We start from the raw sequence: 24380 nt of genomic DNA, 5'->3' as shown, positions 1-24380 counted from the left end.
ATTGGTAGCTCGGTCTGGGTGGATCGCGGTAACGAACTCACTTTACCATTTCTTCGGCGATCAAATCGATGAGGCCCTTAGACGGCTTAAGAGAACGATTCCTTTCTATCTTTTGTGGACCATACATTTTAATTGCGCGCTTCAGTGCGTTCTTGAAGTTCTGATCGATCTTGAAAGGCGGACGCGGGCAATCTCTCAATGGGTTTACTCGGACCGCCTGGAACGAATTCTCTGGGTCAAAAGCATCCTTGTCGCTTTCATCTAGTACATTGATGAAATCGGCAAAAAACCAGCCAACATTTGTCACCTCTGGAAATCGAAAGCTTAGAGCCCATTCATGTTGATCTAATTGTCCTTCGCGCAAATTTAGATAGTCCTTGGGTTCTTGACCGTATCGGTCCTTGGCAAGGCTGATCGACGTATCGGCAATTCCGGATTCTCCCGTCCACCACCCTAGCTTCCATTCATCAATCCCAAGACGCTTCCATTCAAGGAAGTCTGGCGTTTCGTCACGCGGGCCAGGCTCTCCCGGCGGTTTCGGCTGGTTCGTTTTTCGGGCCAACTCTCGCAAATGCCCCTGCGTAATTTCCTTCGGCTGCGCATAGGACCAAAGGCGTTCTATGTTAACCTCGCCTGGTCCGAGAAGAACTCCAACTTCCTTTTGGGAGGTATTTCCAAGAGCAGCTCCTGATGCATTCGCGGAGCAGATCACGCATCCTCTTTGCCTTGACCAGTAAACCTTCATGTGGAGACGATCAGATTTGTACAATCGCGATCCCCTTTTGCGCAAACGTCCTAACGTTATGGGGTCTGTCGCGCCCGGCTTGAGCCAGCAGACGATCTCGAGATTCTCAGGGTCTGGTAAAAAGGCCTGCGCTCTTCCTCCAACATACGCCACCATCACTACGCGCCGGTCATCCGGCGCCGGGTCCGATAGCAAATCTGATATGGAGCGCTTCAACTCAGCTGATCTGTAGAGAATTCTCATCTCATTTTTGTCCGTAAATGTTCAGCTTCAATCACGAGGCAGAGCTAGGCTGAGGTCGTCACCTATCATGAACAATGCGGCCTCCACCTCGCGCAAAGACAAGAATGTCGACGGATCCTGACCGCGGCTCCCCATCCGAGCATTAGCAAGCGCGTGGCTCAGCACCCAGTTTGCCCGCACGTTCCACTTTAAATGCGCACGATGCTTTCGAATGTCGCCACTGGGCGAGAAATATTCGAACACCGTTTCGTCGGGCGATCGCGACTTAGGCTTGCGGGTATTCGGCCGCATGCATGCGAAATGCAGCAGCGACGGAGAATCGCCGTCCGACCATCGATGAACAAGCCAGGCCAGAGCGGCCGCGACCCGACTATCATAGATTACCCACTCCGGGAGCACGAGCGAATGAACTTTCGTGGTTCCGGCGTTAGAACGTAGATCTTCTAGTTTGGACCCAACATCGTCGTCCTCAGCTTGGTGCAGAACGTCTAGTACACGTGACCAGTACTGACCAAGCGCTGCCTTCCGATGTAGACCACGCAACCACCCCGCATTCCCCCGTCTTGTGTACACGCCGCCCCAGACAAGAACGGCCTGCAGCCACTCAAACAATTCTTGCGAATCTTGAGACGGGCTCTCTAGAGATTTACGAAGACCGGCACCGATCGCATCCAAAATCTCCGCGTTTTCGGCGAGAGTCGAGTTTCGCCGAAGCGCGAACGAGCGAACTGGAGAGGAAATTTCTACGCTCTTGGGTGGCCAGCAATAGCGAGCTCGTGCGTTATGGAGTCTTAGATCGATCCCCTGTTGGTGCTTAAAACCAAGCTCCTCATCACCAGAGATTATTTTACCGAGCCAAGAGCAAAATTGGACAATGGTCGCTTCGTTAAGAAATTCCTGTTTGTTCATATCGTCTCTAACACTGATTTGACTAAGCTGCCTGTGAGGCTGCTTTTTCGGATAGAGTATAGACAGTATCTAGATGAGGGCAGGAGTTGACAAGCGAAGGATCCAGGCGGCGCAGCCTTTCGAAGCCGATTTCGCCTCGGACAACACTTCGACCTAAGCTTCCCCACATTCGCAAATCCGATGTTATGGAAAGAGTCAGCCAGAGGCCCCAGCTCCCTTCCGCATAACTAGGAACCCAAGAACAGCGGCGTGCCTAACTAGTGTTAGTCGGCACGTCCGGCTTCATCCGCGACCACGTCGCGAATTCTCGGACGCAGGACGTTCACAAAGGTATTTACGCGCTCCGCCAGCCAGTCAAAGGCTGCCTTTCGAATTGCAGCGTCGTTCAGGTTGCCTACCGTCTTAGAATCGATGATTCGCGTGCGATTATATTTGTCGTTCGTCAGCCGAGCTGTGCCGTTCAAAGCGGGTTTGATTTCGTCCCAGTTTGCGACGATTTCATTCATAGCGATCTCGCCCGGGCTGTTCTGACTAGCCGAGAGGAAAACTCCGACCTCTCCTTTGTGTAAGTCCCGGTAGACAGTGAGCCAGCTGCTGCCCTGGGGGGCCGGCAACATGAATGCCAAATAGCCCTGACGCGCAGGCTTGGGAACGCTCTGGGTCCGATCGTCTAGTTGTAAATGAGCGTCCAAAAACTCCTTCCAGAACGCCTGCTGCGTAGCGGCCAAAGCGGCGCGGTCTGGATCGACCTCTGCGTCCTCCTCGGCTGCGACTTCATTCGGATCCTGCACAATAAAGCCTTCGGGCGCCGCAACGACATTGCGCAAAATGGATGTTGTGCGAGCGACGACACGGGGAGCGACCAAGTGCTCTCCACTAGGCAAGCGGTAAACCGGAAACTCCACTAAACCGAACGTAAAGTGCAATCCGGCATGGATCTGCAGATAGCCTGCTATGGCCTCGACATCCTCGCGTACTCCATCACCAAGAATTAGTAGCAGAAAGCGACCGCGGCGCAGGTTCGCCGTGACGGCGTCGGTGAATTGGATCTCGTCAACATTCGGGGTTACGGTGCGGACGAGTTGGAGAAGTGCGTCCGGCCCCATGCCTGTGCGGCGCGCGACTTCTCGCTGGAGATCAGAAAAAGACCATCGACTGAGCACCTTGGCATAGTCGAGGATCTGGCCGATCACCTCGCGCCGCGCTTCTGGATTGCGCCACAGCTTGCACTCGACCAGCACCGGCAGGCCCGAAGGAGTGATTAGAAAATTGTCGACGCGTCCAGCCTTGCCAAGCTGCATTTCCCGGCAAACGCTGATCGCACCCACAAACATAGGGTCAATTTCGGCGATTGGCAGAGCCGCCGAGTGAGCATGGACTAACTCCTGAATCTGCGCCTCAAGCATCGTAGCCGCCGAACCGTGCTGCGGGACAGGCTCAAGAACAACTGAGTGTCCTTCTGCAGTGAGAAGAATAGGCGCGCTATGTTGTCGATCCAAAGTGAGCTCCGTGGATGTCGTTAAGGCTGCCCGAGCTCAGATATTTGCTCTGAACACTCGCTGCGAACCGAATTCGTCGATCAAATGTTATGAAAGAAGTCAGTCAGCGGCTCAGTTCTAGGTAAGGAGCCGCATATCCGTCCTGCTAACTGCGCGGCGCCCCTCGCGCGCCCATATTCACGTCCTAGTTCGCAGTATCCCTCTGCGCACTTCCCTTCGAAACGCTCTCAATTATGGCTGGCCGGATATAGCTTCCAACAAGCACCTCAATCTCATCGCCTTCCTCCGCGCCCAGCAGTGCAGAGGCGACCGGCGTGAGATGATGAACAATCCCTTGAGACGTGTCGGACTGTCCCTGGCTGATTGTTACGTTGATGACCCGTTTGTCATCAGTCAGATAGCGAAATCTCACGGTGTCACCGATCTCAATCCTACGTTCACTGCTAGGGCTCGGCAGCTCCCTTAAACTAGGCACGACAATTGGGCCGCCCAGTTGTCTGACAGGCTGCCCAACTTCCTCTTCGTCGGCTTTTGCATCGCGGAGCGGCTGGAGCGCCTTACTAAACTCTTTCTCCCGAAGCTTCAGGGCAGCAAGCTGACTAGCTATTGCCGCACGGAGCTTTTCCGCTTCCTGTCGAGGATTATTGAACCAGTCGGTCGACCAAATTCGGTGAAGCTTCCAACCTAGTCCCTCCAGAATTTCCTGCCTTAGCCGGTCACGGTCGCGCGCTGACTTGGCCGAATGATAAGTTGCACCGTCACACTCTACCCCAAGAACGAATCCGTGCGGCCAATCTGGATGGCGGACGCCAATATCGACGAAATAGCCAGCCACCCCCACCTGCGCTACTGGTGCGCAGCCCATCGCCCGAATCTGATCAGCGACGAAGATCTCGAAGTCCGAATCTGCCTCGCGTTCAGTAATATCCCCAGCGTCGAGAACACCGCTTGCGGAATACTCCAACCAACGCTTGAGCATGTGCGCGCCAGGATTGCTGTTCTCCTCCGCCTCGATATCGGCAGCAGTCATAGACGAGAAGGTAACGATCTTCTGCTTGGCCCGGGTGAATAGAACATTCAAACGCCGCTTTCCGGCAAGCCCATTTATTGGGCCGAAGCGCTGCATTACGCGAGCACCCGGCTCCTCCGCTCCGTAAACCGTTCCAATAAATATAACGTCGCGCTCGTCACCCTGTACGTTCTCAAGATTCTTGATGAAGAATTCTTCGAGGCCGTCGTTTCTGTCCCTCCAAGTGTCAAGATACTTCTGAACCGAGCGGTTGTTCGCGATAGCATACTCGAACTCTTCAATGATGAGATCGCGCTGCTTCTGATTTAGAGTAACGATGCCAAGTGACCTATCGGGGTCCGTCAGCATAAACTCGACGATAGCGTCAATCATCACCTTCGCTTCAACGGGATTTGTGCCGGCTTTATAGCGGCCTTTCACAGCCCTAAACTCCACCCCCATGCGCGCGTTCGTCTCTGTGGGAGACGGGAACACGATCAGGGCATCATCATAGACCAACCTGTTTGAGAACTTGATGAGGCCCGAATGGCGAGAACGATAATGCCAACGCAAGCGCCGAGCTGGACGGAAGGCGCCATTCGCCATTTCCAGGACCGACTCGTTTAGAACCGCTTCGTCCTCGTCTACCTCCTCGTCTTCTATCACCGACCTGAAAAAGTTGCTCGGCGGAAGCTGGTTGGTATCTCCAACCACGAGCGCTTGGGAACAACGCAACAGGGCCCCTATCGCAGATTCGGGAGGCATTTGAGATGCCTCGTCGATAATGCAAAGGTCAAATTGAACGCTTCCTTTGGGCACGTACTGGGCAACCGCGAGCGGCGACATCATCCAGCAAGGCTTAAGCTCGATCAGCGCCTCACCTGCGCGCTGTGTCAAATCACGGACTGGTATAAATCTTTTCTTCTTGCTGATCTCATTTTCGATCAGGGCCATATCTGTCCATGTGGACTTCCTGCCCACTCCATGTCCCATAGGCGGGCGAGCGGTCGCTTTTACTTTGGCGCGAAGCTGCGCGCGCGACAGATGAATAATCTCCCGATCCTTCTCAGCAAGAGCGACTCTCAGCTCTTCTAGCTTTGCGCCTCGATAGCGAGCAAGCTTGCGGCCCAGCTGTACAAATACAGCTTTAGCCAATTGGCGCATCGCAAGCGCTTCAGCCTGAAGACCAAGCCCGTTCAATGAGCCTTGCTTTAGTTTTTCTTGAATAAGAGGCATTAAGCCTTCGGGACCAGCATCCGTGAGAGCGGTTGCAAAGGCCGCGAAGGCGAACAGGCCATTTCCGTCCAAGGACGCCTGCTCGAGTACAGAGGCCAGTTCTGGCAGACTGCGGCCACGCGTTAATGTAAGGACCTCAATCTTCGCGACGTCGGCTAGTTTCGTTAGAGTCTCCGTGAGTTTATCGTCTGCAGAGAGTGCGACACCAATCGCGTCGGAAACCTCCGCCGGCTCCCCTCGATCAAGAATGACCCGAATCAACGGAACGTGATTCGCGACCGATTTGGCCCAATCGCTCAGCGCCTCCAGGTGCTCTCGTCGCGTCCTGTGTCCATCAAACTTCTCACTCAAGAGCTCTCGTATTGGCTGATGGTCCTCTAGTCTCTCGCGCTCCGATAGCAGGGCTTCCAATCGCAGCCTAACATCCCGGATCTCCACGAGACCGATCTGCTGATTTGTTACGACCTTGGCGACGGGCCTAAGCTCAGCGATGACGTTCTTAAGGCGTGCTGCCTCATACTCTGCAGCAGCAATCCGTTCGTCCAAAGAAGCGAAACTGATCGAAATCCCGGTCTTTGGAATTGCCGGTAGCAGTTCCAACTGATTCAACGCGCCGTCACGCAAGAATTCGCGCAACGAGGTTTGCTCGTGGCCGCCAAACTCTGTAGATAGCACCTCGAAGAACCGCGCTGCACGACCGAACGGCTCGAAGTCGGTATCGAGACCACGATAGTAAAGCCCAAATAGGCCTGTCGCTTCGGATTGCCTGACGAAGTCGTCAGACTTACGCCGAAATGCAACAAGTTCATCGAGATTTTGGAGCGCATCTATCTTAGAGTATTTTGGCGAGCGCGAAATCGCCATGAATATTCGCTTGGCCTCCCGATACCTGGACGAGAGGAATCCGAATGGGCCAGCGGTTCGGAGGCTCGTCGCGCAAGCAATGAGCTGCTCGGTTGGAATGTCAACGGAGAGCGACATGCGCTCCGACAAGCTCGTCCGCTGCTGCTGTAGCTGCCGCCCCTCCTCGCACAACCTGCGCAAATGATAGTGAGCGTTGTACTCCGAGAGTTTGCCACTGCGCATGGAGAGTGCTTCACGGCCAACATCCCGACACAGAGCGTGCGCCCTGCCGATATCATCTAGCGCCCAGTTCTTGGCGGCTTCGTAAGCAGCCACAAGCGGAGCCAATTTGGCCGCAATCTCACGCGCCCTCTTGGCCGACTCTAAGTTCGCCTGTAACGTCTCAGTCAGAGCTTCTTCGCCAATTTCAGCGAGCGGCTCGCGTTCACAGATTATCTCGAGCTGCCGAATCTTTTCCAATACCGTCGCGTCTGGCACCTCCGAAAGCTCAGAGCCTATTCGATCTACCGATGCGCTTAGATCGGCACATTGCTTGAGAAATGAAGCGAGTAGCTCCGCTCGACCTTCAGCAAGTACGTTTCGAACTAGTTCCGTCGAATGTTGTCGCAAGTGGTCCAGGCACGCGGCAAGCGACTTGCGAAGCGCCTCTAAGCTGGGCCGAGTCTCCTTTTCAAGAGTCCAGGGCTCGAGCGCCTTAAGGGCCGACGCGAGCTCCAATGCTTCGCCTGAAGCTCGTTTCGCAATCGCGCATGCTTCTTCGACTATGAACCGCTCCGGATGAACGAGCCGCGTGTCCTTCCAACTCGGCCCCGCATTGAGTGTTTCGGCATGAGCCTTTTCGATCTGTTGGCCGAGCTGAGCGAATCCAGCCAGTCCAGTCGCTGTTTGCATCTCGGGCCGGAGCTTACAAAGCTCGAGCGTCTCACTCGGAATACTGGACAAGCGATCGCTAGTTGCAATGCTCTTTCCGAGAATGGCATGAACCGTCAATCCCGATCGATCAAACTCGGTCGTCAGAAGTTCAATGTACTCTGCAAGCTCTTGCCGGATGCGCCGGTATTCTTCGATCTTGCTATCATAGCCCCGAACGGCCGACGTCTTCTGCATATCAAGTCGAGCTCTTACCGACTCGATCACCTGTTCGCGCGTCGACTTCTCAGCCTGAAGCGGCAACAAGAACTCACCCAGCCCGACCGCCTCGAGCCGGGCTTTGACCACATTCAGAGCAGCAAGCTTCTCTGCCACAAAGAGAACCTTCTTGTTCTCTGCAAGAGCTGCTGCGATTACATTCACGATGGTCTGTGACTTGCCCGTGCCGGGCGGCCCCTCGACAGCAAGATTTCTGCCATCGGCGATATCGACCAGAACACTGAACTGCGATGAGTCAGCGTCCATAACCAGGCACGGTACTTTGGCCTCGATTTCCGGCTCATCAATCCCATATTCTTCCGCAAAGGGAGAAGCACCAGCGGACTCTGAGCCGGCGAGCAGTGACTGCACTATCTCGTTTTGCGGAAAGTCCGACTGACTGGGATCGAGATCGTGATACATTGCCATTCGAGCAGAGGGAAAGACACCAATGGCCACCTGGCGCCTAACCCGCCACTTTTTTCCTTTAGGGAGAACTTTTCCCATGTCGGCTAGATAGGCCTCGACTGAGGCGCCCTCGAACTTTGGCATTTCGACGGAAAAATCGAGCCTCAGCTTCTCGGCGAGTACGGCATTTAGCTCCGGCTCATCTCCAGTGCCAGCAAGGAAGTATTTGGCCCCCTGCGGCGTCCGCGTGCGCTTCACTTCTACCTGCAGGAGGATGAGGGGCGCGAACGAACTTTCGCTCCGTTCGACTTCCGCCCATTCCAAGAACCCGAACGCAACTTGAAGCACATTCGTACCGGTTTCCTGCAGCCAGGTCCGGCTCTTAGAAATGATTGCGTTCAGCTTGCGTTCCAGATCGGACGGGAGCAACAGCATCTGAATCTTATCGTCAGTATGCCGCCCGTCGGCATGCTCGGCATCGATCGGCGGCAGATCGTAAGAGGGGAGTATCCCGTTGTTCTTGGCATGCTGACTAAGATTCACCTCGGACTTTTGTACACGAGGGGCCATTCCGAGTTGCTGCCGCAGCCGATCTCTGAGGTCGCGCTCCGCGGCGCGAGTTTTATCGAGATAGTCATCGCCGTCTCGATCCACGGCTTCCATGGCAGCGACATAGGCGTCGTCTGTTAGCCGCGCATTGATTAGCGCGTCCCTGAAAGTAGCCGTCTGCTCGTCACGAGGATCCTCGTCGATGGGCGGAAGAGGTACGAACTGCAGCTGATCTCCATTACACAGCTTGAAGAACAGGACGTCAGGGAGCTCGTCTACGGCCCTCAAATGAGAATTCGAGCGCGGCCCTAGTTTGGTTGAAATGAGGGGGTTACGGCGGCTCAGATCGAGCAGCTTTGGACGAAGATTCTCGATTCTAGTGCGGACGAGCGCATCTAGTCCGTCAGAGCTGGACGGTTTCCCCATGGAACAAGCCTTTAATGGTCCGAGATCTTGCCGCCGATGGAATGAACCTGCGGCGCGACGTTGAGCGGGCAATAGCCTGTCCGAGTTGCCGCGCTCCGCGGCAATGAGACGAAGAACCCCAGACTGAAATGCACCATAGCCCCCAGATTCTCGCAGTATTTTCCGCGAGTTATCCTTAGTTAATCCGTTTTTATGATCCGGCCGTGCGCTGTGTCCAGAAAATTCTTCTCTTTCACGACCAAAGTAGATCCGTGAGAACACGGCTTCGACTTCCGGCGAGCCAGCTGCGATCGCGTATGAGAGGTTATGGAAGAAGCAGGCCAACGGCCGACCAAGAGGCTACATGGCAAGTCAACTTTGGCCCTACCGGCCAGACAGGGCTAGGTATGGCCTGCGTTCATAAATCAATGGCGCACAAACCCCATTTCCTAACCGTCCAAAGGGAAATACGCTTCTTAAGGGCGTTTCCCTGCAGCGTGCTTTGTCCGACTTTAGCCCTGTCTGCCAGATAGGGCTAAATTCGGGGAAGGCTCCAGGAGAAATGGCGGACCGTGCCCACCAACCCTCATCATGAGGCATCGTTAGCATCTTCGTCTTCCCGACTTAATCCGTCGAAGAGCGGCAGTTGATCTGGCGGAGGGGTCACTATCCGACTGCGGCTTGCAGGCGTGAAACCGAACTCCGACGCGATGCGCATCATGATTTCCGCCTGTCGATTGGCGATTGCCAGGTAGGGAGACTGTATCGGATATCCTGTCGGTGATTTGACCATCGTACCGAACTTTTGAATCTGCTCCATCGCTTCTGCCCACATCGCATAGGCGCCGCAATAGGTAGCCAGGGCGCCGCGATCGAGGTGAGTTATGAGGCCGAGCTTTGAAAGCTCGCCGGTCAGTCGCGCCCATTCCCCCCTCGCAACTGAATTGAGTTGCGGTGGGCACTCAGGTAGCGCGGGTTCAGGCCGCGGCTCGTGCACATTGAGGGGGCGTTTCCCCGGGTTACCCGTCAAAGCCTTGATCCTCGTTGGTTTTGGACGACGGCCACGCATATCCGTTCCGATCACGCCATGGGATCGCGAGCGCCGTCCGGCGATAGAGTCTCCTGCTCCAGCGTTTCGAAGAACGCGCCATCTCGTTCACGAATTGCTTTCTCACCTGTGAAGGCTTGCCATCGGCGGATCGCGACATCGACGAATAATGGATCGATCTCGGATGCCAAGCAGATGCGTCCACACGATTGCGCCGCGATCAGGGTCGTTCCGCTTCCAAGGAAGGGTTCGTACACCGCCTGTCCGGGACTTGAGTTGTTCAGCATTGGCCGGCGCATGCATTCGACCGGCTTTTGGGTCGAATGCTTGGTTTCGGCATCCTGCCCGCCACTGCTGATATTCCAGACGGTTGTTTGCTTGCGATCGCCGGTCCAGTTGCCCTTCTTCCGGACCGCATACCAGCAGGGCTCATGCTGCCAGTGATAGTCTCCCTGACTCATGACCAAGCGGTCCTTGGCCCAGATGATTTGCGCGCGAATCGAAAAGCCGCTCTTCAGAAGGCTTTCGGCTACGATGGACGACCGTAAAGCTCCATGCCAAACATAAGCAATCTCGCCTGGATATAAACTCCAGGTAGGCTCCCAGTCGGCGATCTCATCGTTGCGGATTTTGCCGGTACGCTTCGAATTGTTGACGCCGCGCCGATGACGCCATTCCGGGTCGTACTCGACGCCATAGGGTGGATCGGTGACCATCAATTGAGGCAAGGCACCAGCCAGCAGTGAATGGACGAGAGCAGCGTCTCGACTATCGCCGCACGCAACGCGATGCGGACCGAGCCGCCAGATGTCACCAGATCGGGAGACCGCGACCTCGACCATTGAGGGGGTATCGTTCTCGTCCGTTAAGCCGCTTTCGACCCGTGACAGCGCGGCCGCCAACTCTTTCTTGCTGAAGCCAATAGATGCGAGATCGGCACCCAACGCAGACAAGTCGGCCAGTTCGAGGCTTAGCATCTTGCTGTCCCAGCCTGAATTTAGCGCAATCCTATTGTCGGCAAGCACCAACTGGCGGCGCTGCACCTCCGTCAATCCTCGCAGGACCACGACGGGCGCTTCCGTCAGACCGAGCTTGCGAGCAGCGGCCAGCCGGCCGTGTCCCGCGATGATATCTGCGTCTTCGCTGACGAGGATCGGATTCGAAAAGCCGAAGGAGCGAATGCTTCCAGCGATCTCAGCGACCTGGGCGGGGCTATGGGTGCGCGCATTACGCGCGTAGGGGATCAGCCGATCAAGCGGCCAGTATTCGATCTGAAGTCGTGCGTTCGCTTCTTCTGGGTACGTCACTTGTGTCATCTCTCGGCCTTTGCACATTGCCCTGTCATTGGACCCCCTCCCCCTAGGGAATTACGCGACAATTTTTCGAAACCAACGCTATTGAATTGATTCATCTTTTTGCGCTCAGCCGCGCATGATCATCCCGAGCCGCGCAAAGGAAAATAATGGTCGATTTTACCTGCTGCTTACCGCGGTTAGGTCCAACACGATGGGCGACAGAACCATCCGCGTTGAAATTGTACTGCGTGTTCAAAGCGTTGCAGGCGGTCGCAGCACGGCTAGATGCTTGACAGGGTGAGGCGCCGAAAATGCATCCGCCTATAGGCCCGAAAATTCGCCTGCGCCGGAAAAAAATCCCTGAATGAGAGAGGCGCCGGTCCGTGCTTGCACACGCCCCTGACTTTTCACCCGCCCCCCGGGTCTGCCTACTCATCACGGCCACCTATCTCGGCGGCACTATCGCGGTAACGCTGCAAGATTAGTCGCAGCCCAGCACCGCGACAGTTGAGTTCAGCTTCCGTGGCAGCAATGCGTAGCGGCTCGTCAATGAAATCGACGATCGCTCCGTACACCGCGACTTTCGTCGACAGCTCGCATCGGAGATTGTCGCTCCATCGCCGTTCGGCAGCGATACGCGCCACGTCTGCGGAAGACGTCGTTGGCGCTCTAGCGTTGGATGCTTCAAACTCCTTCCTGGGCAACTTCGTCGCCGAGCTTGCAACTGGCGCTACTCGCGCAATCGAACCTTCATGGCGTTTGACTGCTAAGGTTTTATATAATGGATTGCTAGAATAGGTTTGGTGGCCATGCCCGTCACCCTCAGGGTGTCGCGTCGGCCCCGTCGAAGGTGACACTCCGAGCGACGCAAACTTTTGCTTCCGAGACCTGCGCCGATCATTCCATCGATCTTCGGCTTCTCTAAACGAGGACCAGATTGGTTCGTAACTATTACGGTGAAACTTCCCACCGTGCCGCACCTTACGAAAAAGACCCAACCGTTCCAGACGGGCGACCGCACGCATAACCGTACGACGGCTCATGCCAATAAGATCAGCAAGCGTATTGAGGCTCGGGTCGCACTGCCCTGTGCGACGGTTGAAATGATCAATTAGCGCGCCGGCCACCCGCTTTTCTGCTCCCGAGAGTTCGACGGCCAAATTTATGACCTTGTGAGCGAGAAGCGTTTCAAGTGGAGTGACCGGCATGCGAATCCCATCTGCAATACGGTTGCAATCAGAGGCTGCTTTGCGCTGAATGGAAATTGTGAAGATCGACTACTGCCGTGTAAAACGAGTATTTTGCTGAAAGGCCTTCGAATATCATCCTGGCGACGAATCATTAGGAGGGTCTTGAGCCATGGCGGTGCATCGAACGCGCTCGGCAACTGACGGTCCTAAACAGCGCCAGCTCCATAGACTGCAAATGGCGACTGATGCCGGCATCGAACTCGCGCCAGCAGCCGCGCTTTTCTTCTGCGACCGCCATAAGGTACCGGTTCCCGATTGGCTGGTCAGTCATGCTGCTCAAGGCTACTGCCAACAATTGAGGCCTAGTCGACCCAAGAACCGAGGCCGCTCATCTGGCGTCGTGGACCGCTGCCGTCAGGATATGATCGATATGATGCGCTGGGATACAGTTCGAGGCGCGCGCTTTCAGCAAAAACACTTTAAGGAAGCGCTCGGAATGGACGCGGACGCGCCCCCTAATGTGCTCGAGCATCCAAGAAAGATGTCAATCTGGTACGGACATAATTGGCTAAGGGCCTACGAATGCGCATCGATGATCCTCGAAAACACCCCTGCGTTTGGCGGGCCAGATGCAATGAAGGCAAGCTACTGCCGCGTCGAGCGCAATATGGCGTACCCGAAAGGGTCTTGGCGGTACTTCTTCTTCGAGCCTGAATTTCTTGAGACCATTGGACTTGAGCATCCCAGCCGCTGGGGTCAGTCTAGCAAATGGACGCCTTTGTATCACCTGACGCTATAAGCGGCGTCTGACAGCTTCCTTGGCACAAGACGAATCATAGTCGCCAAGGAGCATGAAAGTGCATCTAGAACAAAGCCAACGGCTGCGCGCCATTGAAGCAGCAAAGTATCTTCGCGTAAGCCGATCCACGCTCGCCAAGTGGCGTATGGCCAAGGTCGGGCCGCCTCACCATCGTTGTGGGTCTCGCCTGGTTTATTACTTCGTTTATGAAATTGATGCCTGGTTGGCCGCCTGTGACGCCGCGGCAAGTGGTCACTCGCAATGATTCCGTGGAGTCATTCAGCGTCGGCCGTCAACCTCGCAACTGATAATTGCTTGTCCGAAATTGCTGAGATTTTGGCATTCGGTCTTGATCGCTTGCTGAATCGAAAGTCCAGTCAAGTTTCGGAAGTGAACGGCGAAAACTCGCTTTACTTCTCATCGTTGCAGAGCGTTGGTCGGCCCGTTCCGGAGAATGGAGAGGGGCCATGAAACCGTCTATGCTGGCGCAATTGGCCGCACTTAAGGGCGCCACTGCCCCCGTATTGAAGGCCCGCTGGCGCGAACTCTTTGATTCCGAGCCGCCGGCCTATAACCGCCGTTTCTTGGAGAGCCGGCTCGCCTACCGCATTCAAGAACTGGCCCATGGCGGCCTAAACCGGGAAACCACCGAGCGACTCAAGGCCATGGCCAGGCAATATGCAGACCAGAAGCCGGCGGATCGCAAGGCCCGCCCTCTATTGCGGCCTGTCGCCGGGACCAAGCTGATCCGCGAATGGGAAAGCGTAGAGCACTGCGTCACGGTCCGCCATGACGACTTCGAATATCTCGGCCGTCCCTACAAATCCCTGTCCTCCGTCGCCCGCCAGATCACGGGCACCAAATGGAATGGCTGGGTCTTCTTCGGCTTGAAGAACTCGGTGGGCAAATGACTTCCCGCCAACCGGCAAAGAGGCGAGCCAGTCCGTTCGCTAACGCCTTCGAGAGGGCAGGCCCAAGCCCCGCTTCCGTCCGGAAGGTCCGCTGTGCGGTCTATACCCGCAAGTCGAGCGAGGAAGGTCTCGACATGGACTTCAATTCGCTCGATGCGCAGCGAGAATCCTGCGAGGCATACATCACGAGCCAGCGAGCTGAGGGTTGGACACCAGTCCCGGATCGCTACGATGATGGCGGCTTCTCGGGAGGCACGCTGGAAAGACCGGCGTTGAAACGACTTATCGCGGCTGTCCAGACCGGCAAGATAGACGTCATTGTCGTCTACAAGATCGATCGACTTTCGCGCTCAATGCTCGACTTTCTCAATCTTGTCGAGATGTTCGAACGCAATGGGGTGACGTTTGTCTCAGTCACCCAATCGTTTAACACCAAGGATGCCATGGGCCGCATGGCGCTGAACATCCTGGTGACCTTTGCCCAGTTCGAGCGCGAGCTGATCGGAGAGCGCATTCGTGACAAGGTCGCAGCCTCTCGCAAGCGCGGCAAATGGATGGGTGGTTGGACCCCGCTGGGCTACGAAGTCCGCGATCGCAAATTGCTCATTCACGAGACCGATGCGGAGCGGGTTCGGTCCATCTTTCAGCGATTCGTGCAGCTGAAGTCTGCGACCCTCCTGGCGCGAGAGCTTGTCGCGGCAAACGAACGAACGCGATACGGACACCTCCTGGATAAGGGGGTGCTCTATAAGATCCTCCACAACAGGGTGTATCTCGGAGAGGCTGTTCATAAGGGCACCTCATATCCCGGCGAGCACGAAGCGATCATCGATCAGAAACTCTGGAATCAGGTCCACGCCATTCTCAAGCAGAGTCCACGCAAGCGCGCCAACAATAGCCGGGCACAAACCCCTGCCCTGCTGAGGGGGCTGTTGTTCGGACCCGATGGCGCGGCGATGTCGCCAACCCACACCCGGAAGTCCGGTCGTCTTTATCGCTATTACATCAGCCAGACCGCGATGAAGCAGGGTCGGTCAGATTGCCCTGTCAAGCTGGTGCCAGCCGCCGAGATCGAGCGCATCATCATCGATCAGGTCCGCCAACTGCTGCAGACCCCGGAAGTCATCGTTCAGACCTGGCGCGCTCTGCGCAAACAAAATCCTGGTGTCACCGAAGGCGATGTGCGGAGCGCGCTGCTTGGCTTTGACGAGCTCTGGGACGAGCTGTTTCCGGCAGAACAGGCGCGCATTGTCGAGCTGCTCGTCGAGCGCATCGACATGTATGCGGACCGGATTGATATCACCTTGAAGGTCCAGGGCCTGACCTCGCTCTCCTCGGAATTGAAACCGCCGCCCTTTCAGCAGGCCGCCGAATGAACCGAACGACGACCCTCACCCTTGGACCTGTTGGCCGACCAAAGCTGAGCCGCGACGGCCGAACGATGGTCCTGAGCATCCCGATCTCATTCCGCCGGCAGGGCGGACGCAAACGCGTCGTCACGCCTGCGAATGCGCAGGCTTGGTCGCCACCGAAGCCGCAAGCGGACAACACCTTAATCAAGGCCGTGGTGCGGGCCCATCGCTGGCGTCATATGCTGGAATCGAACCTGTTTCGTTCGGTGCGAGAGCTGGCCAAAGCGGAGAAGATCAACGAGTCCTATCTCTGCCGGGTGCTTCGCCTCACCCTACTCTCCCCCACCATCACCGAAGCCATCTTGAATGGACTTCAGCCTGACGGGCTTGAGCTCGCGCAGCTATTGAAATCTATCCCCGCCGAATGGGACGCGCAGAAAGCTCTGATCACCTCATCCGCCCGGAAGCGCTAGACGCCGCTGAGACCCTCTAAATCGAAACAAGGGCGGGCGCGGATTCGCACATCGAATGTTATGGAACATGGTCCAGACTGATAAGCTTTTGTTAGTTTCCTTATCAGTCCACGCAATTGGCGACTATCAGTCGGACTGGTGCCAAAGCTTACCAGTTGTGACGACTTCGACCTGCCGCCGATGATCGATCCCCGCCATAAACAATCAAACCCGGTCAAAGCGAACTTTGGTCGGAGCGATCCCGCCTCTCATTGTCGAAGTCCCAGACTCGCTGCTTCGTCGACGACCCACGGTCGCCAGTCCAAAAAGCCGTTGTCGAACCTCGTTGAGCGTTTCTCGCAAATGAACGCGAAAATTTCCTGGGGGATTCAACTTTAACACCCCGACACGTTCCCTTTCCGTTCATATTTATGCTAGGTTGTGTCGTATGTTCGCTACACATTGGCGGACACGTCACCAGCCGGACTGCTGTCAGGCGGCAAATCAAAATACGACGCTATCTTTGGGGAGAGAGTATTGCCTAGTTTTCGTTTCCTGCACACCGGGGATATTCACCTTGACAGCCCACTCAAGGGTCTGGCCGGGCAGGAAGGACCGGCAGCGGAACTTATTCGCACGGCGACACGCCAGGCACTAGCAAATTTGGTGGATGCGGCCCTCAAGGAAGAGGTTTCCTTCGTCATCATCGCGGGCGATCTCTACGATGGCGACTGGCGCGATTATCAGACTGGACTGTATTTTGTCAGGCAGATGGGCCGTCTCGCGGCTGCGCAGATCCCAGTTTACCTGATTTACGGCAACCATGATGCCGAAAGCCAGATCACACGCCGCCTCACCCTACCTGAAAACGTGAAGGTGTTTTCGTCACGCAAAGCTCAGACATTCACGATCGACGATCTTGGCGTTGCGCTTCACGGCCAGAGCTTCAAACAAAGGGACGTAAGCGACAACCTTGTGCCGGCCTACCCGCAGCCGTTGCCCGGTCTGTTCAACATTGGGCTATTGCATACTGGCCTCGGTGGCATGAGCGGTCATTTGAACTACGCGCCGTGCAGCATGGATGAACTCGTCAACAAGGGATACGACTACTGGGCACTCGCGCATGTCCACCAAGCCGCCATCCTTCATCGCGAGCCATACGTCGTCTTTTGCGGCAATCTTCAGGGACGGCATATTCGTGAAACCGGGCCGAAAGGCGCGTCGCTCGTGTCCGTGCGGGATGGCCAGATCGAAGACATCGCGTCGATCCATGCGGATGTTGTGCGCTGGGCGCTTATTCGCGTTTCCGCAGAAGGCAGCCATCATGCCTCGGATCTCGTCGATCGCATCCGCGCGGTTATCGTACACGCCGTGGAGAACGATGCCGAAGGACGCTTGCTAGCATGCCGCATTGAGTTGACCGGAAAGACAGAGCTTCACGGTCCGTTATTGTCATCGGTCGAGCGGATTACCGCCGAAGCACGGTCCTCGGCTCTATCGCTTGGCGAGGAAGCCGCCTGGATCGAGCGCATCGTGATCAAGACCGAACCCGTCGGCAATTCCGCAGGAGCTTTGCGCGCCGATGCGCTGGGCGATCTGCAAAGGATCATCGAACAAGCGTCAGCCGATTCCCAGTTGGTCGAGCAAATGGAAACCGCGATCGGCGAACTGGTCAGGAAGCTGCCTCATGAGCTTCGCGTTGAGCTTGAAGATGGTGCGCTCAAAGACGTTTCGGACGGCAATTACAAGAGTCTCATGGACCGCATCGGCAACGACCTTACAACCCGCCTTGCAGCGGAAGGGATGTAACCATGCGCATCCGCCGCCTCGACTTGCTCCGATATGGCCATTTTACCGATACCGACTTTCAACTGCCTGCTGCCCAGCCGGATCTTCACGTTATCTACGGCCCGAACGAGGCCGGAAAATCCACGGCTCTCTCGGCTATCGAAGATCTGTTTTTCGGCATACCGCACAATTCGCCCCGTAATTTTCTCCACGACTATAATTCCATGCGCGTGGGCGCGTTGCTGGAAAGTGGTGCAGAAACATTGGAAGTGCGGCGCCGCAAAGGAAATCGCGACACGCTTCTCGACAAGAGCGGCACACCTCTCCCTGCGGGTGATGCCGCACTCGCAGGTATGCTCGCGGGGGCCGATAAAGCCTTTTTCACGCGAATGTTCTGTCTTGATCATGAACGCCTGAAAAGCGGCGGACAGGAAATTCTTCAAGCCCAGGACGATGTCGGACAGATGCTGTTCTCGGCTGGTGCCGGCATTGTCGGTTTGCGGGATCGCCGAAAGGCGATTGATGAAGAGGCCGATACGCTATGGGCAAGCCGCCGTGCCGCGCACAGAAAATACTATCAGACGGACGACAAGCTGAAGGCCGCGGATGCTGCTCTACGAGAACATACCGTAACGGCGGCCAAGTGGCAGGAGCTGAAAACCGCGCTCGAAGACGCGAATTCGGCTTACAGCGGCGTCGAGACAGCCATCGAGGGCAAATCGGCGGAGCTACGTAAACTCAACCGCGTTCGCCGTGTGTTTCGTGATGTTCGCAAACGCGCCCAGCTTGCCGCCGACATCGAAGCTTTGGGAACCGCGCTTCTTCTGCCCGAAGGGGCGGCCGCTGCGCTGGACGAAGCGATCAAAGATGACGGAACCGCTAACACGCGCATCGAAACACTGACGGAAGAAATCGAGAAGCTGCAGAAGGAAAGGTCGGCGCTTTCTTACGAAGAACCGCTATTGATGCGGGCGGACGACATCGCCCGGCTGCACGAACGTCGCATTCAAATACGCCTCGGCAGGACCGACCTGCCCAAACGCCGCACTGAATTGACAATCGCGGAGGCCCATTTGGCGCGGCTTGCGTCTGAGCTCGAATGGGACGTAGACGACAGCGCCGCAATCATGCGCCGTATTCCAACCCGGCCCAAGCTGACAAGCGCACGCTCGTTGTTGAATTTGCGGGGTGAACTGAATTCCGCGGTTGAGGGTGCCAAAACGGCTATCGCAGAAGCTGAGGATAAAGCGTCTGACCTCACGCGCGAGTTGGACGAAGCCGATGTGTCGGTCGATATTTCTACCCTGGGCGCTGCTATAAAGGCGTGCCGCGAAGCGGGAGACATTAGCGGCAGAATTGCCGCTGCCGACCGCGAAGCAAAAGATGCGGATGCCGCGTGCGAACGGCTCCTGAAAACCCTGCGTCCGTTGGCAGAAACGGTGGACGGACTTCTAATTATGACGGTGCCCCATAAGGATGCTGTCCAGTCTCACCGCGATACTCTCCGCGATTTTGAACGCCGCAAGCAATCCTGCGACGAACGCGTCCGTTCCGCGGAACAAGAGCTTGCCCGGCATAATAAGGCCTATACACGCATTGCCACGAGCGAGCATGCAGTACCGCCGGAGGAGTTCGAGAAATTGCGCGAACGCCGCGACCTTGGCTGGTCGATCATCCGCCGAAAATATGTGGAGCAGGCCCCGATTACGGACGCCGAAATTCATGGATATCAACACGGGGACACGCTATCGAACGCCTACGAAGGGGCTATCAAACAAGTCGATGAGGCCGCCGACAGACGTTACGAAAAGGCAGAGGCTACGGCCCGTCTGGCTGAGATTTCCCGTCAGGTTGCGGAACAGCAGGAACTTCTGGTCGTACTGCGCGCCGAGAATGATGCTCTTGTCGCAGAGCAGGAAAAACACGAAGGCGTTTGGCAGGGCCTTTGGAACAACGCGGGCCTGTCTCCCCTCTCGCCAGATGAAATGCTTGCCTGGATCGATATACGGATCCAGATCGTTCAATCCGCTGACAAGGGAGTTGCAGCCGCGAGCCAGGCTTCAGCGCATCGCTCCGAAGAGAAAAGCTACAAAGCGCATCTGTCCAACGAACTCGGCATCCTTGGTATGGAAATGGGCACACATGCTTCCAAGCCGCTGCGCATCTTGATCGAGCTTGCTGCCGACATACACAAACGGCACGAGAAAGAGTCCGAAGACAGGCGGTCTCTTGAAGCCTCCATCAAGAAAGCCAACGCCGACACGGAACGTAAGCGAAAATCCCTTCAGGCTGCGGAGACCCGGTTCTCCGAATGGCAGGACCAATCTGCAACCGCACTCATCGCGCTGGCACTCAACCCCGCATCCGCCGCGGAAAGCCTTGTCACCCAGCTCAATGTCTTCGACGACATGCGCGAGGTCGCGGCAAAGATCACCGAGTTGCGGCAGGAACGCATCGACAAAATCGAACGCGACATAACGGCGTATGAGCAGGATGTGAGCGATCTGGTTCAAGCCATCGCCGCGCAATTGTCGGACATGGACCCCGACGACGCCGTTCTCGAACTGGAACGTCGTGTAGAGGATGCTACGCGTGTTCGCCAGCTTATCACCGACAAGGAGACCGCATTAGGCGCGCAGCAACAGAAAGTCGACGAGTGCCATAAGTCTCGGGTCGGTGCCCGCCGCACTATCGATGAATTGCAGGAGGCCGCCGCAGTGAGCACTGTTGAAGCCCTGCGCATAGCTATCGGCCGCTCCGATCAAATGCGGAGCTTGCGCCGGGAGCTTGATGCCGCCACGGAGGCAATTGCCAGTGATGGTGACGGACTCTCTGTCGCGGAGCTTACAGACGAATGTGCGATTGCCAATCCGGACCAGCTTGCTGCGCGCGAAGAAACTATCGGGCAGGAGCTCCAATCCTTACGCGAGCGACTGATGGAGGCGCGGCAATCCGAGATTGCAGCACGCCATGCATTCGAGGCCGTCGGCGGTAACGACGGCGCGGCCCGTGCTGCTGCGGACCGACAATCCGCTCTGGCTGAAATGAAGGAAATCGCCGAGCAATATGTCAGGCTTCGGTCCTCAGCTCTCCTGCTTCAATGGGCTATCGACCGCTACCGCCGTGAGAAACAGGCCCCTCTTCTGCGGCGCGCCGGTGAATTTTTCTCAATCCTGACCGGCAATTCCTTTACGGACCTTCAACTGGAATTCGACCAGAATGACAATGCGCGTCTCGCAGGTATGCGTCATGACGGGAAAAGCGTGTCAGTAACGGGAATGAGCACCGGCAGCGCGGACCAGCTCTATCTGGCGCTACGCGTGGCGGCCATTGAGGACTATCTCGATCACGCGCCACCGCTACCCTTTATCGCCGACGATCTCTTCATCAATTTCGACGATGACCGCGCTGCTGCAGGTTTCCGGGTTCTTGGCGAACTCGCCAGAAAAACGCAGGTTCTCTTCTTCACGCATCATGAGCATCTGATTGACATTGCCAACAAGGCGCTTGGAGCCAAGGTTTCTGCAATCAGGCTGCCCGGCCAGAACTTTGCTGCCGAACGGAACGCGCCGCTGGTCGCTGTTGCTTCAGGCTGAAATTCCAACAGTTCTTGCCAAGTATTGTGAGTTTTCACGTCAATTTCACTGTCATTTTAAACCAACTCGTTGTTGAAGGATTCTTTGGGCCATGGCGACACTGCAACCGTCTGAAGAAATCCTCGCGTGGGCTAAGGGCCAGCCGGGCTGGCGTCAGGATGCCCTGCGCCGGCTCTTGACCAAGCCCTTTGCGAAAGCCGATGAGGACGAGTGCCTTGAGTTACTCAAGGCTGCACATAATGTCGTGACATCCGCATTGGTCCTCGACCCCCTCGACAAGAAGCATCTTCCTGTTCGATCGAGTTCGGCAACAAATCTGCGGCTCGCAGCGCTGGACGCGATCACGAATGTAAATCGCCTTTCCAAGGACGCCGCGCTTTCGCTGTCGCCCGATGGCCTGACGTTGATTTATGGCGATAACGGCAGTGGAAAGTCTGGGTTCATCCGCATACTCAAGAAAGCCGGACGCGCCCGTGATAACGAGAGCATCCTTCCCGATGTTTATTCGGCAGGCATAGCGAAGTCTCCAGCGAGCGCACGCTTTACCTTGCATGAAGGCACCACAGCCCAACCTCCGGTGCAATGGCTGGACGACAGCAAACCATCCGCAGACGTCCTCAGCAGGCTCGCCATTTTCGATAGCAAATGCGCTAGCATTCATGTCGATGGCGAAAACAGGCTTGAAATCATTCCGCATAATCTGGACTGCTTCGAGAAACTGGCCCAGCTATGCGACAAGCTTCGCGTTCGCCTGAAGGAAGAAAGCGACGCGCTGGACAAGCAGCTGCTTGGGGTCCTGCCGCCGATCCCCGCCGGCACCGCATCGGAGAAATTCGTCGCAGAGCTCGGCAAGAAGAAAGAAGCCGATCTGGCGACCGCCACGGTCTGGGCCGATGCCGACCTCAAGCGGCTGATCGATCTCGCCGGAATGCTGAAAGACCCCATGGCTGAGGCCCAACGTCTGGAACGCATTGCCGTGGCGCTGGAGGCTTATGCAAACGGCATCGCGAAGGCCTCGACCGCCCTTGCAGATCCGAAAGCCGTTGAAATCCTCGCCCTGAAGAAGAGCGCGCAAGACCTTCGGGCACAGTCTACTGCCAGTGCCTCTGCCGCCTTTGCGAAAGACCCCCTGAAGGGCGTGGGCGAGGGTCCGTGGCGCGTTATGTTCGATGCAGCCAAATCCTATTCCGAGCAAAACGCCTTTCCAGGCGAAACCTTTCCCGTCGTAAAACCAGACGCCCAATGTGTCCTCTGCCAGCAAACTCTTGACGCAGACGCCCAAGACCGGTTTGCGCGGTTCGCAAATTTCGTGACGGGCGCGATGAATGCGAAGGCAGCAGCCGCCGAAGTCGCAAGGGATGCCGCCCTCCTTGCCATACGCCCTGTTACCCTTCCGATCACTGAACTGACTGCGGAGGCGCGCGACAACCTGACTGCCAGAGTCAAACAGCTCGTCGATGATAGCGCGACCTATAGGGACGCGCTCCTCAAGCGTCGCCATGCGCTTCTGAACGATGAGGACGCATCAGCAGCGTTGCCGGTGAATCCTGACGCGCAGTTCCGCGCAGAAATCGTATCGCTGACGGCGGCGGCCAAGGATGCCAAAGCACTCGCAAGCGCCGATACCGGTGCCGCCGATGCGCTTCGCAAAGAGCACGCCGAGCTGTCGGGACGGAAAACTCTTCATGAGAACCAGGTCGAGCTGAAACGCCGCATCGGCATTCATCAACAGATCGCGAAGTTGCAGACGGCATTGAAGGCATGCGCGACCAAGGACATTTCGGATCAGGGCAGCAAGCTGCTTAAAACCCATGTTACGGAGGCGCTTTCCGCGGCGCTAATCGATGAACAGAAGAAATTGGGAATTACGTCAATCCCAATTAACCTCTCCGACCGAACGTCGAAGGCGGTGATCAAACACAGCATCAAGCTGAACGGTGCAACCCTTGCTGCGGATACTTCCGCCGTGCTGAGTGAAGGTGAACACCGTGCCGTGGCGCTCGCTGCATTCATGGCAGAGCTGAAAATGTACCCCGGCAAAGATGCCATCGTGATCGACGACCCGGTGTCGTCACTCGATCACGTACGCCGGGAGAAAGTGGCGGAACGGCTGGTAGCCGAAGCCAAAGACCGCCAGGTGATCGTTTTCACCCACGATCTAGTTTTCCTGTCCGAAGCCCGATACCACGCGATGAAAAGCGGTACGCCGATCCGCGTTCTGGGAATCCGGCGCGGCCCTAATGGCTTCGGCTCACTCGATCCCGATGGGGAGCCCTGGTTGGCCAAGCATTTGCCCGGCCGCCGCCAATGGCTAACTGAGCAAATAGCCCGGCTGAAGAAGATGCACGCAGATGCAAGCCCCGACTACGAGGTGCAGCTGCGCTTCTTCTATGACCGGCTGAGGGAGACCTGGGAGAAATTTATCGAGGAGCGATTATTCGCTCAGGTCATTTCTCGTTTTCAGCCGCAGGTGCAAACATTGCGCCTGAACGCGGCCGTCATAGACGATGACCTTGTCAGCCAGGTCTATTATGGGATGTCCGAGGTTTCATCTTATACTGGTCATGATCGCCCGATGGGAAAAGGCGGAGCCTTGGCTGAACCGACTGAATGCGAGAAGCATCTGGCGGCTTTCATCGCGAGCCTGGATGAAGCTGATCTAAAATCGAAGGCGGCCATTAAATTACGCGACAGCAAGATGAAACCCGTGAAAGTCTAGCCGAGTTTTCCTATTTCGGCCGCATCTTCGACGCCTGTCCTGCTTGTGTCAGAAGGCCATCGCTTGTCAGAAATTGCGAGCGCTAGGCTGGAGTATCAACTCCGCCTCTACTGATAAGCTTTCTCTCAAAACCTTATCAATGGGAAAGTCGGACTGCGCTCATCGCTGGACAGTCCGGGCCAAGGCTTCCTTTCGGTGCAGTTGAGACCAGAGATCGGTTCGGAATGGAGCGCCA

At 56.4% G+C, this 24380-nt stretch carries 15 protein-coding genes; 8 read left to right on the top strand and 7 right to left on the bottom strand.

The window, feature by feature from the left end:
* Window positions 1-37: 37 nt before the first annotated feature.
* From F8237_RS17025 to F8237_RS16995, 7 genes are all read right to left on the bottom strand, one after another.
* The gene (locus tag F8237_RS17025; protein ID WP_151646412.1) at window positions 38-988 is read right to left on the bottom strand and encodes a hypothetical protein; all 951 of its coding nucleotides are present in this window, start codon (window positions 986-988) and stop codon (window positions 38-40) included.
* A gap of 27 nt (window positions 989-1015) precedes the next feature.
* A complete protein-coding gene (locus F8237_RS17020) occupies window positions 1016-1897 on the bottom strand; it encodes a hypothetical protein (protein WP_151646410.1) in 882 nt (293 codons plus the stop codon).
* A 263-nt stretch (window positions 1898-2160) separates the two neighbouring features.
* The gene (locus tag F8237_RS17015; protein ID WP_151646408.1) at window positions 2161-3303 is read right to left on the bottom strand and encodes a hypothetical protein; all 1143 of its coding nucleotides are present in this window, start codon (window positions 3301-3303) and stop codon (window positions 2161-2163) included.
* Window positions 3304-3580: 277 nt separating this feature from the next.
* Window positions 3581-9340 carry a DUF4011 domain-containing protein gene (locus tag F8237_RS17010; RefSeq protein ID WP_162006085.1) on the bottom strand — a complete coding sequence of 1920 codons (5760 nt, stop codon included), beginning with the start codon at window positions 9338-9340 and terminating at the stop codon, window positions 3581-3583.
* A 244-nt stretch (window positions 9341-9584) separates the two neighbouring features.
* Window positions 9585-10079 (bottom strand): phage terminase small subunit P27 family, encoded by a 495-nt coding sequence (locus F8237_RS17005; RefSeq protein WP_244625912.1) that lies wholly within the window; start codon window positions 10077-10079, stop codon window positions 9585-9587.
* Window positions 10076-11359: a site-specific DNA-methyltransferase gene (locus tag F8237_RS17000; RefSeq protein WP_151646405.1), complete on the bottom strand. Its 1284-nt coding sequence runs from the start codon at window positions 11357-11359 to the stop codon at window positions 10076-10078. The genes F8237_RS17005 and F8237_RS17000 overlap by 4 nt, the downstream gene beginning before the upstream one ends.
* Window positions 11360-11766: 407 nt before the next feature.
* Entirely contained in the window at window positions 11767-12546 is a 780-nt protein-coding gene (locus F8237_RS16995) for a helix-turn-helix domain-containing protein (protein WP_151646403.1), read from the bottom strand.
* 151 nt (window positions 12547-12697) lie between these two features.
* On the opposite strand from F8237_RS16995, the gene F8237_RS16990 reads away from it, so the two are divergent.
* The 8 genes from F8237_RS16990 (at window position 12698) to F8237_RS16955 (ending at window position 24145) form a co-directional block, all read left to right on the top strand.
* The gene (locus tag F8237_RS16990) at window positions 12698-13327 is read left to right on the top strand and encodes a hypothetical protein (protein ID WP_151646401.1); all 630 of its coding nucleotides are present in this window, start codon (window positions 12698-12700) and stop codon (window positions 13325-13327) included.
* A 52-nt stretch (window positions 13328-13379) separates the two neighbouring features.
* Window positions 13380-13592, top strand: coding sequence for a helix-turn-helix transcriptional regulator (locus F8237_RS37450; RefSeq protein ID WP_151646399.1), 213 nt, complete (start codon window positions 13380-13382; stop codon window positions 13590-13592).
* A 202-nt stretch (window positions 13593-13794) separates the two neighbouring features.
* Window positions 13795-14238 (top strand): DUF2924 domain-containing protein, encoded by a 444-nt coding sequence (locus F8237_RS16980; RefSeq protein ID WP_151646397.1) that lies wholly within the window; start codon window positions 13795-13797, stop codon window positions 14236-14238.
* On the top strand, window positions 14190-15614 hold the full coding sequence (locus F8237_RS16975; protein WP_445432973.1) for a recombinase family protein: 1425 nt from the start codon (window positions 14190-14192) through the stop codon (window positions 15612-15614). Before F8237_RS16980 ends, F8237_RS16975 begins: the two co-directional genes overlap by 49 nt.
* 65 nt (window positions 15615-15679) lie before the next feature.
* A complete protein-coding gene (locus tag F8237_RS16970; protein WP_244626131.1) occupies window positions 15680-16063 on the top strand; it encodes a hypothetical protein in 384 nt (127 codons plus the stop codon).
* Between the two features lie 516 nt (window positions 16064-16579).
* Window positions 16580-17851 (top strand): metallophosphoesterase family protein, encoded by a 1272-nt coding sequence (locus tag F8237_RS16965; RefSeq protein ID WP_151646392.1) that lies wholly within the window; start codon window positions 16580-16582, stop codon window positions 17849-17851.
* A 2-nt stretch (window positions 17852-17853) separates the two neighbouring features.
* The gene (locus F8237_RS16960; RefSeq protein ID WP_151646390.1) at window positions 17854-21426 is read left to right on the top strand and encodes an ATP-binding protein; all 3573 of its coding nucleotides are present in this window, start codon (window positions 17854-17856) and stop codon (window positions 21424-21426) included.
* A gap of 91 nt (window positions 21427-21517) precedes the next feature.
* The gene (locus F8237_RS16955) at window positions 21518-24145 is read left to right on the top strand and encodes an AAA family ATPase (protein WP_151646388.1); all 2628 of its coding nucleotides are present in this window, start codon (window positions 21518-21520) and stop codon (window positions 24143-24145) included.
* Window positions 24146-24380 lie beyond the last annotated feature (235 nt).

The sequence above is a fragment of the Bradyrhizobium betae genome, from assembly GCF_008932115.1.
In the GTDB taxonomy this organism is placed as follows: Bacteria; Pseudomonadota; Alphaproteobacteria; order Rhizobiales; family Xanthobacteraceae; genus Bradyrhizobium; species Bradyrhizobium betae.
The sequence above is the reverse complement of the archived record's forward strand: the minus strand, read 5'-3'. Positions and strand labels throughout refer to the sequence as shown.

What these genes read in the sequence shown, in the direction of transcription:
- F8237_RS16980 (WP_151646397.1), top strand. Translation starts at nt 13,795, where the DNA reads ATGAAACCGTCTATGCTGGCGCAATTGGCCGCACTTAAGGGCGCCACT.
- F8237_RS16955 (WP_151646388.1), top strand. Translation starts at nt 21,518, where the DNA reads ATGGCGACACTGCAACCGTCTGAAGAAATCCTCGCGTGGGCTAAGGGC.
- F8237_RS16970 (WP_244626131.1), top strand. Translation starts at nt 15,680, where the DNA reads ATGGTCCTGAGCATCCCGATCTCATTCCGCCGGCAGGGCGGACGCAAA.
- F8237_RS16990 (WP_151646401.1), top strand. Translation starts at nt 12,698, where the DNA reads ATGGCGGTGCATCGAACGCGCTCGGCAACTGACGGTCCTAAACAGCGC.
- F8237_RS17025 (WP_151646412.1), bottom strand. Translation starts at nt 988, where the DNA reads ATGAGAATTCTCTACAGATCAGCTGAGTTGAAGCGCTCCATATCAGAT.
- F8237_RS17000 (WP_151646405.1), bottom strand. Translation starts at nt 11,359, where the DNA reads ATGACACAAGTGACGTACCCAGAAGAAGCGAACGCACGACTTCAGATC.
- F8237_RS16960 (WP_151646390.1), top strand. Translation starts at nt 17,854, where the DNA reads ATGCGCATCCGCCGCCTCGACTTGCTCCGATATGGCCATTTTACCGAT.
- F8237_RS16995 (WP_151646403.1), bottom strand. Translation starts at nt 12,546, where the DNA reads ATGCCGGTCACTCCACTTGAAACGCTTCTCGCTCACAAGGTCATAAAT.
- F8237_RS37450 (WP_151646399.1), top strand. Translation starts at nt 13,380, where the DNA reads ATGAAAGTGCATCTAGAACAAAGCCAACGGCTGCGCGCCATTGAAGCA.
- F8237_RS16975 (WP_445432973.1), top strand. Translation starts at nt 14,190, where the DNA reads ATGGAATGGCTGGGTCTTCTTCGGCTTGAAGAACTCGGTGGGCAAATG.
- F8237_RS17020 (WP_151646410.1), bottom strand. Translation starts at nt 1,897, where the DNA reads ATGAACAAACAGGAATTTCTTAACGAAGCGACCATTGTCCAATTTTGC.
- F8237_RS17015 (WP_151646408.1), bottom strand. Translation starts at nt 3,303, where the DNA reads ATGCTTGAGGCGCAGATTCAGGAGTTAGTCCATGCTCACTCGGCGGCT.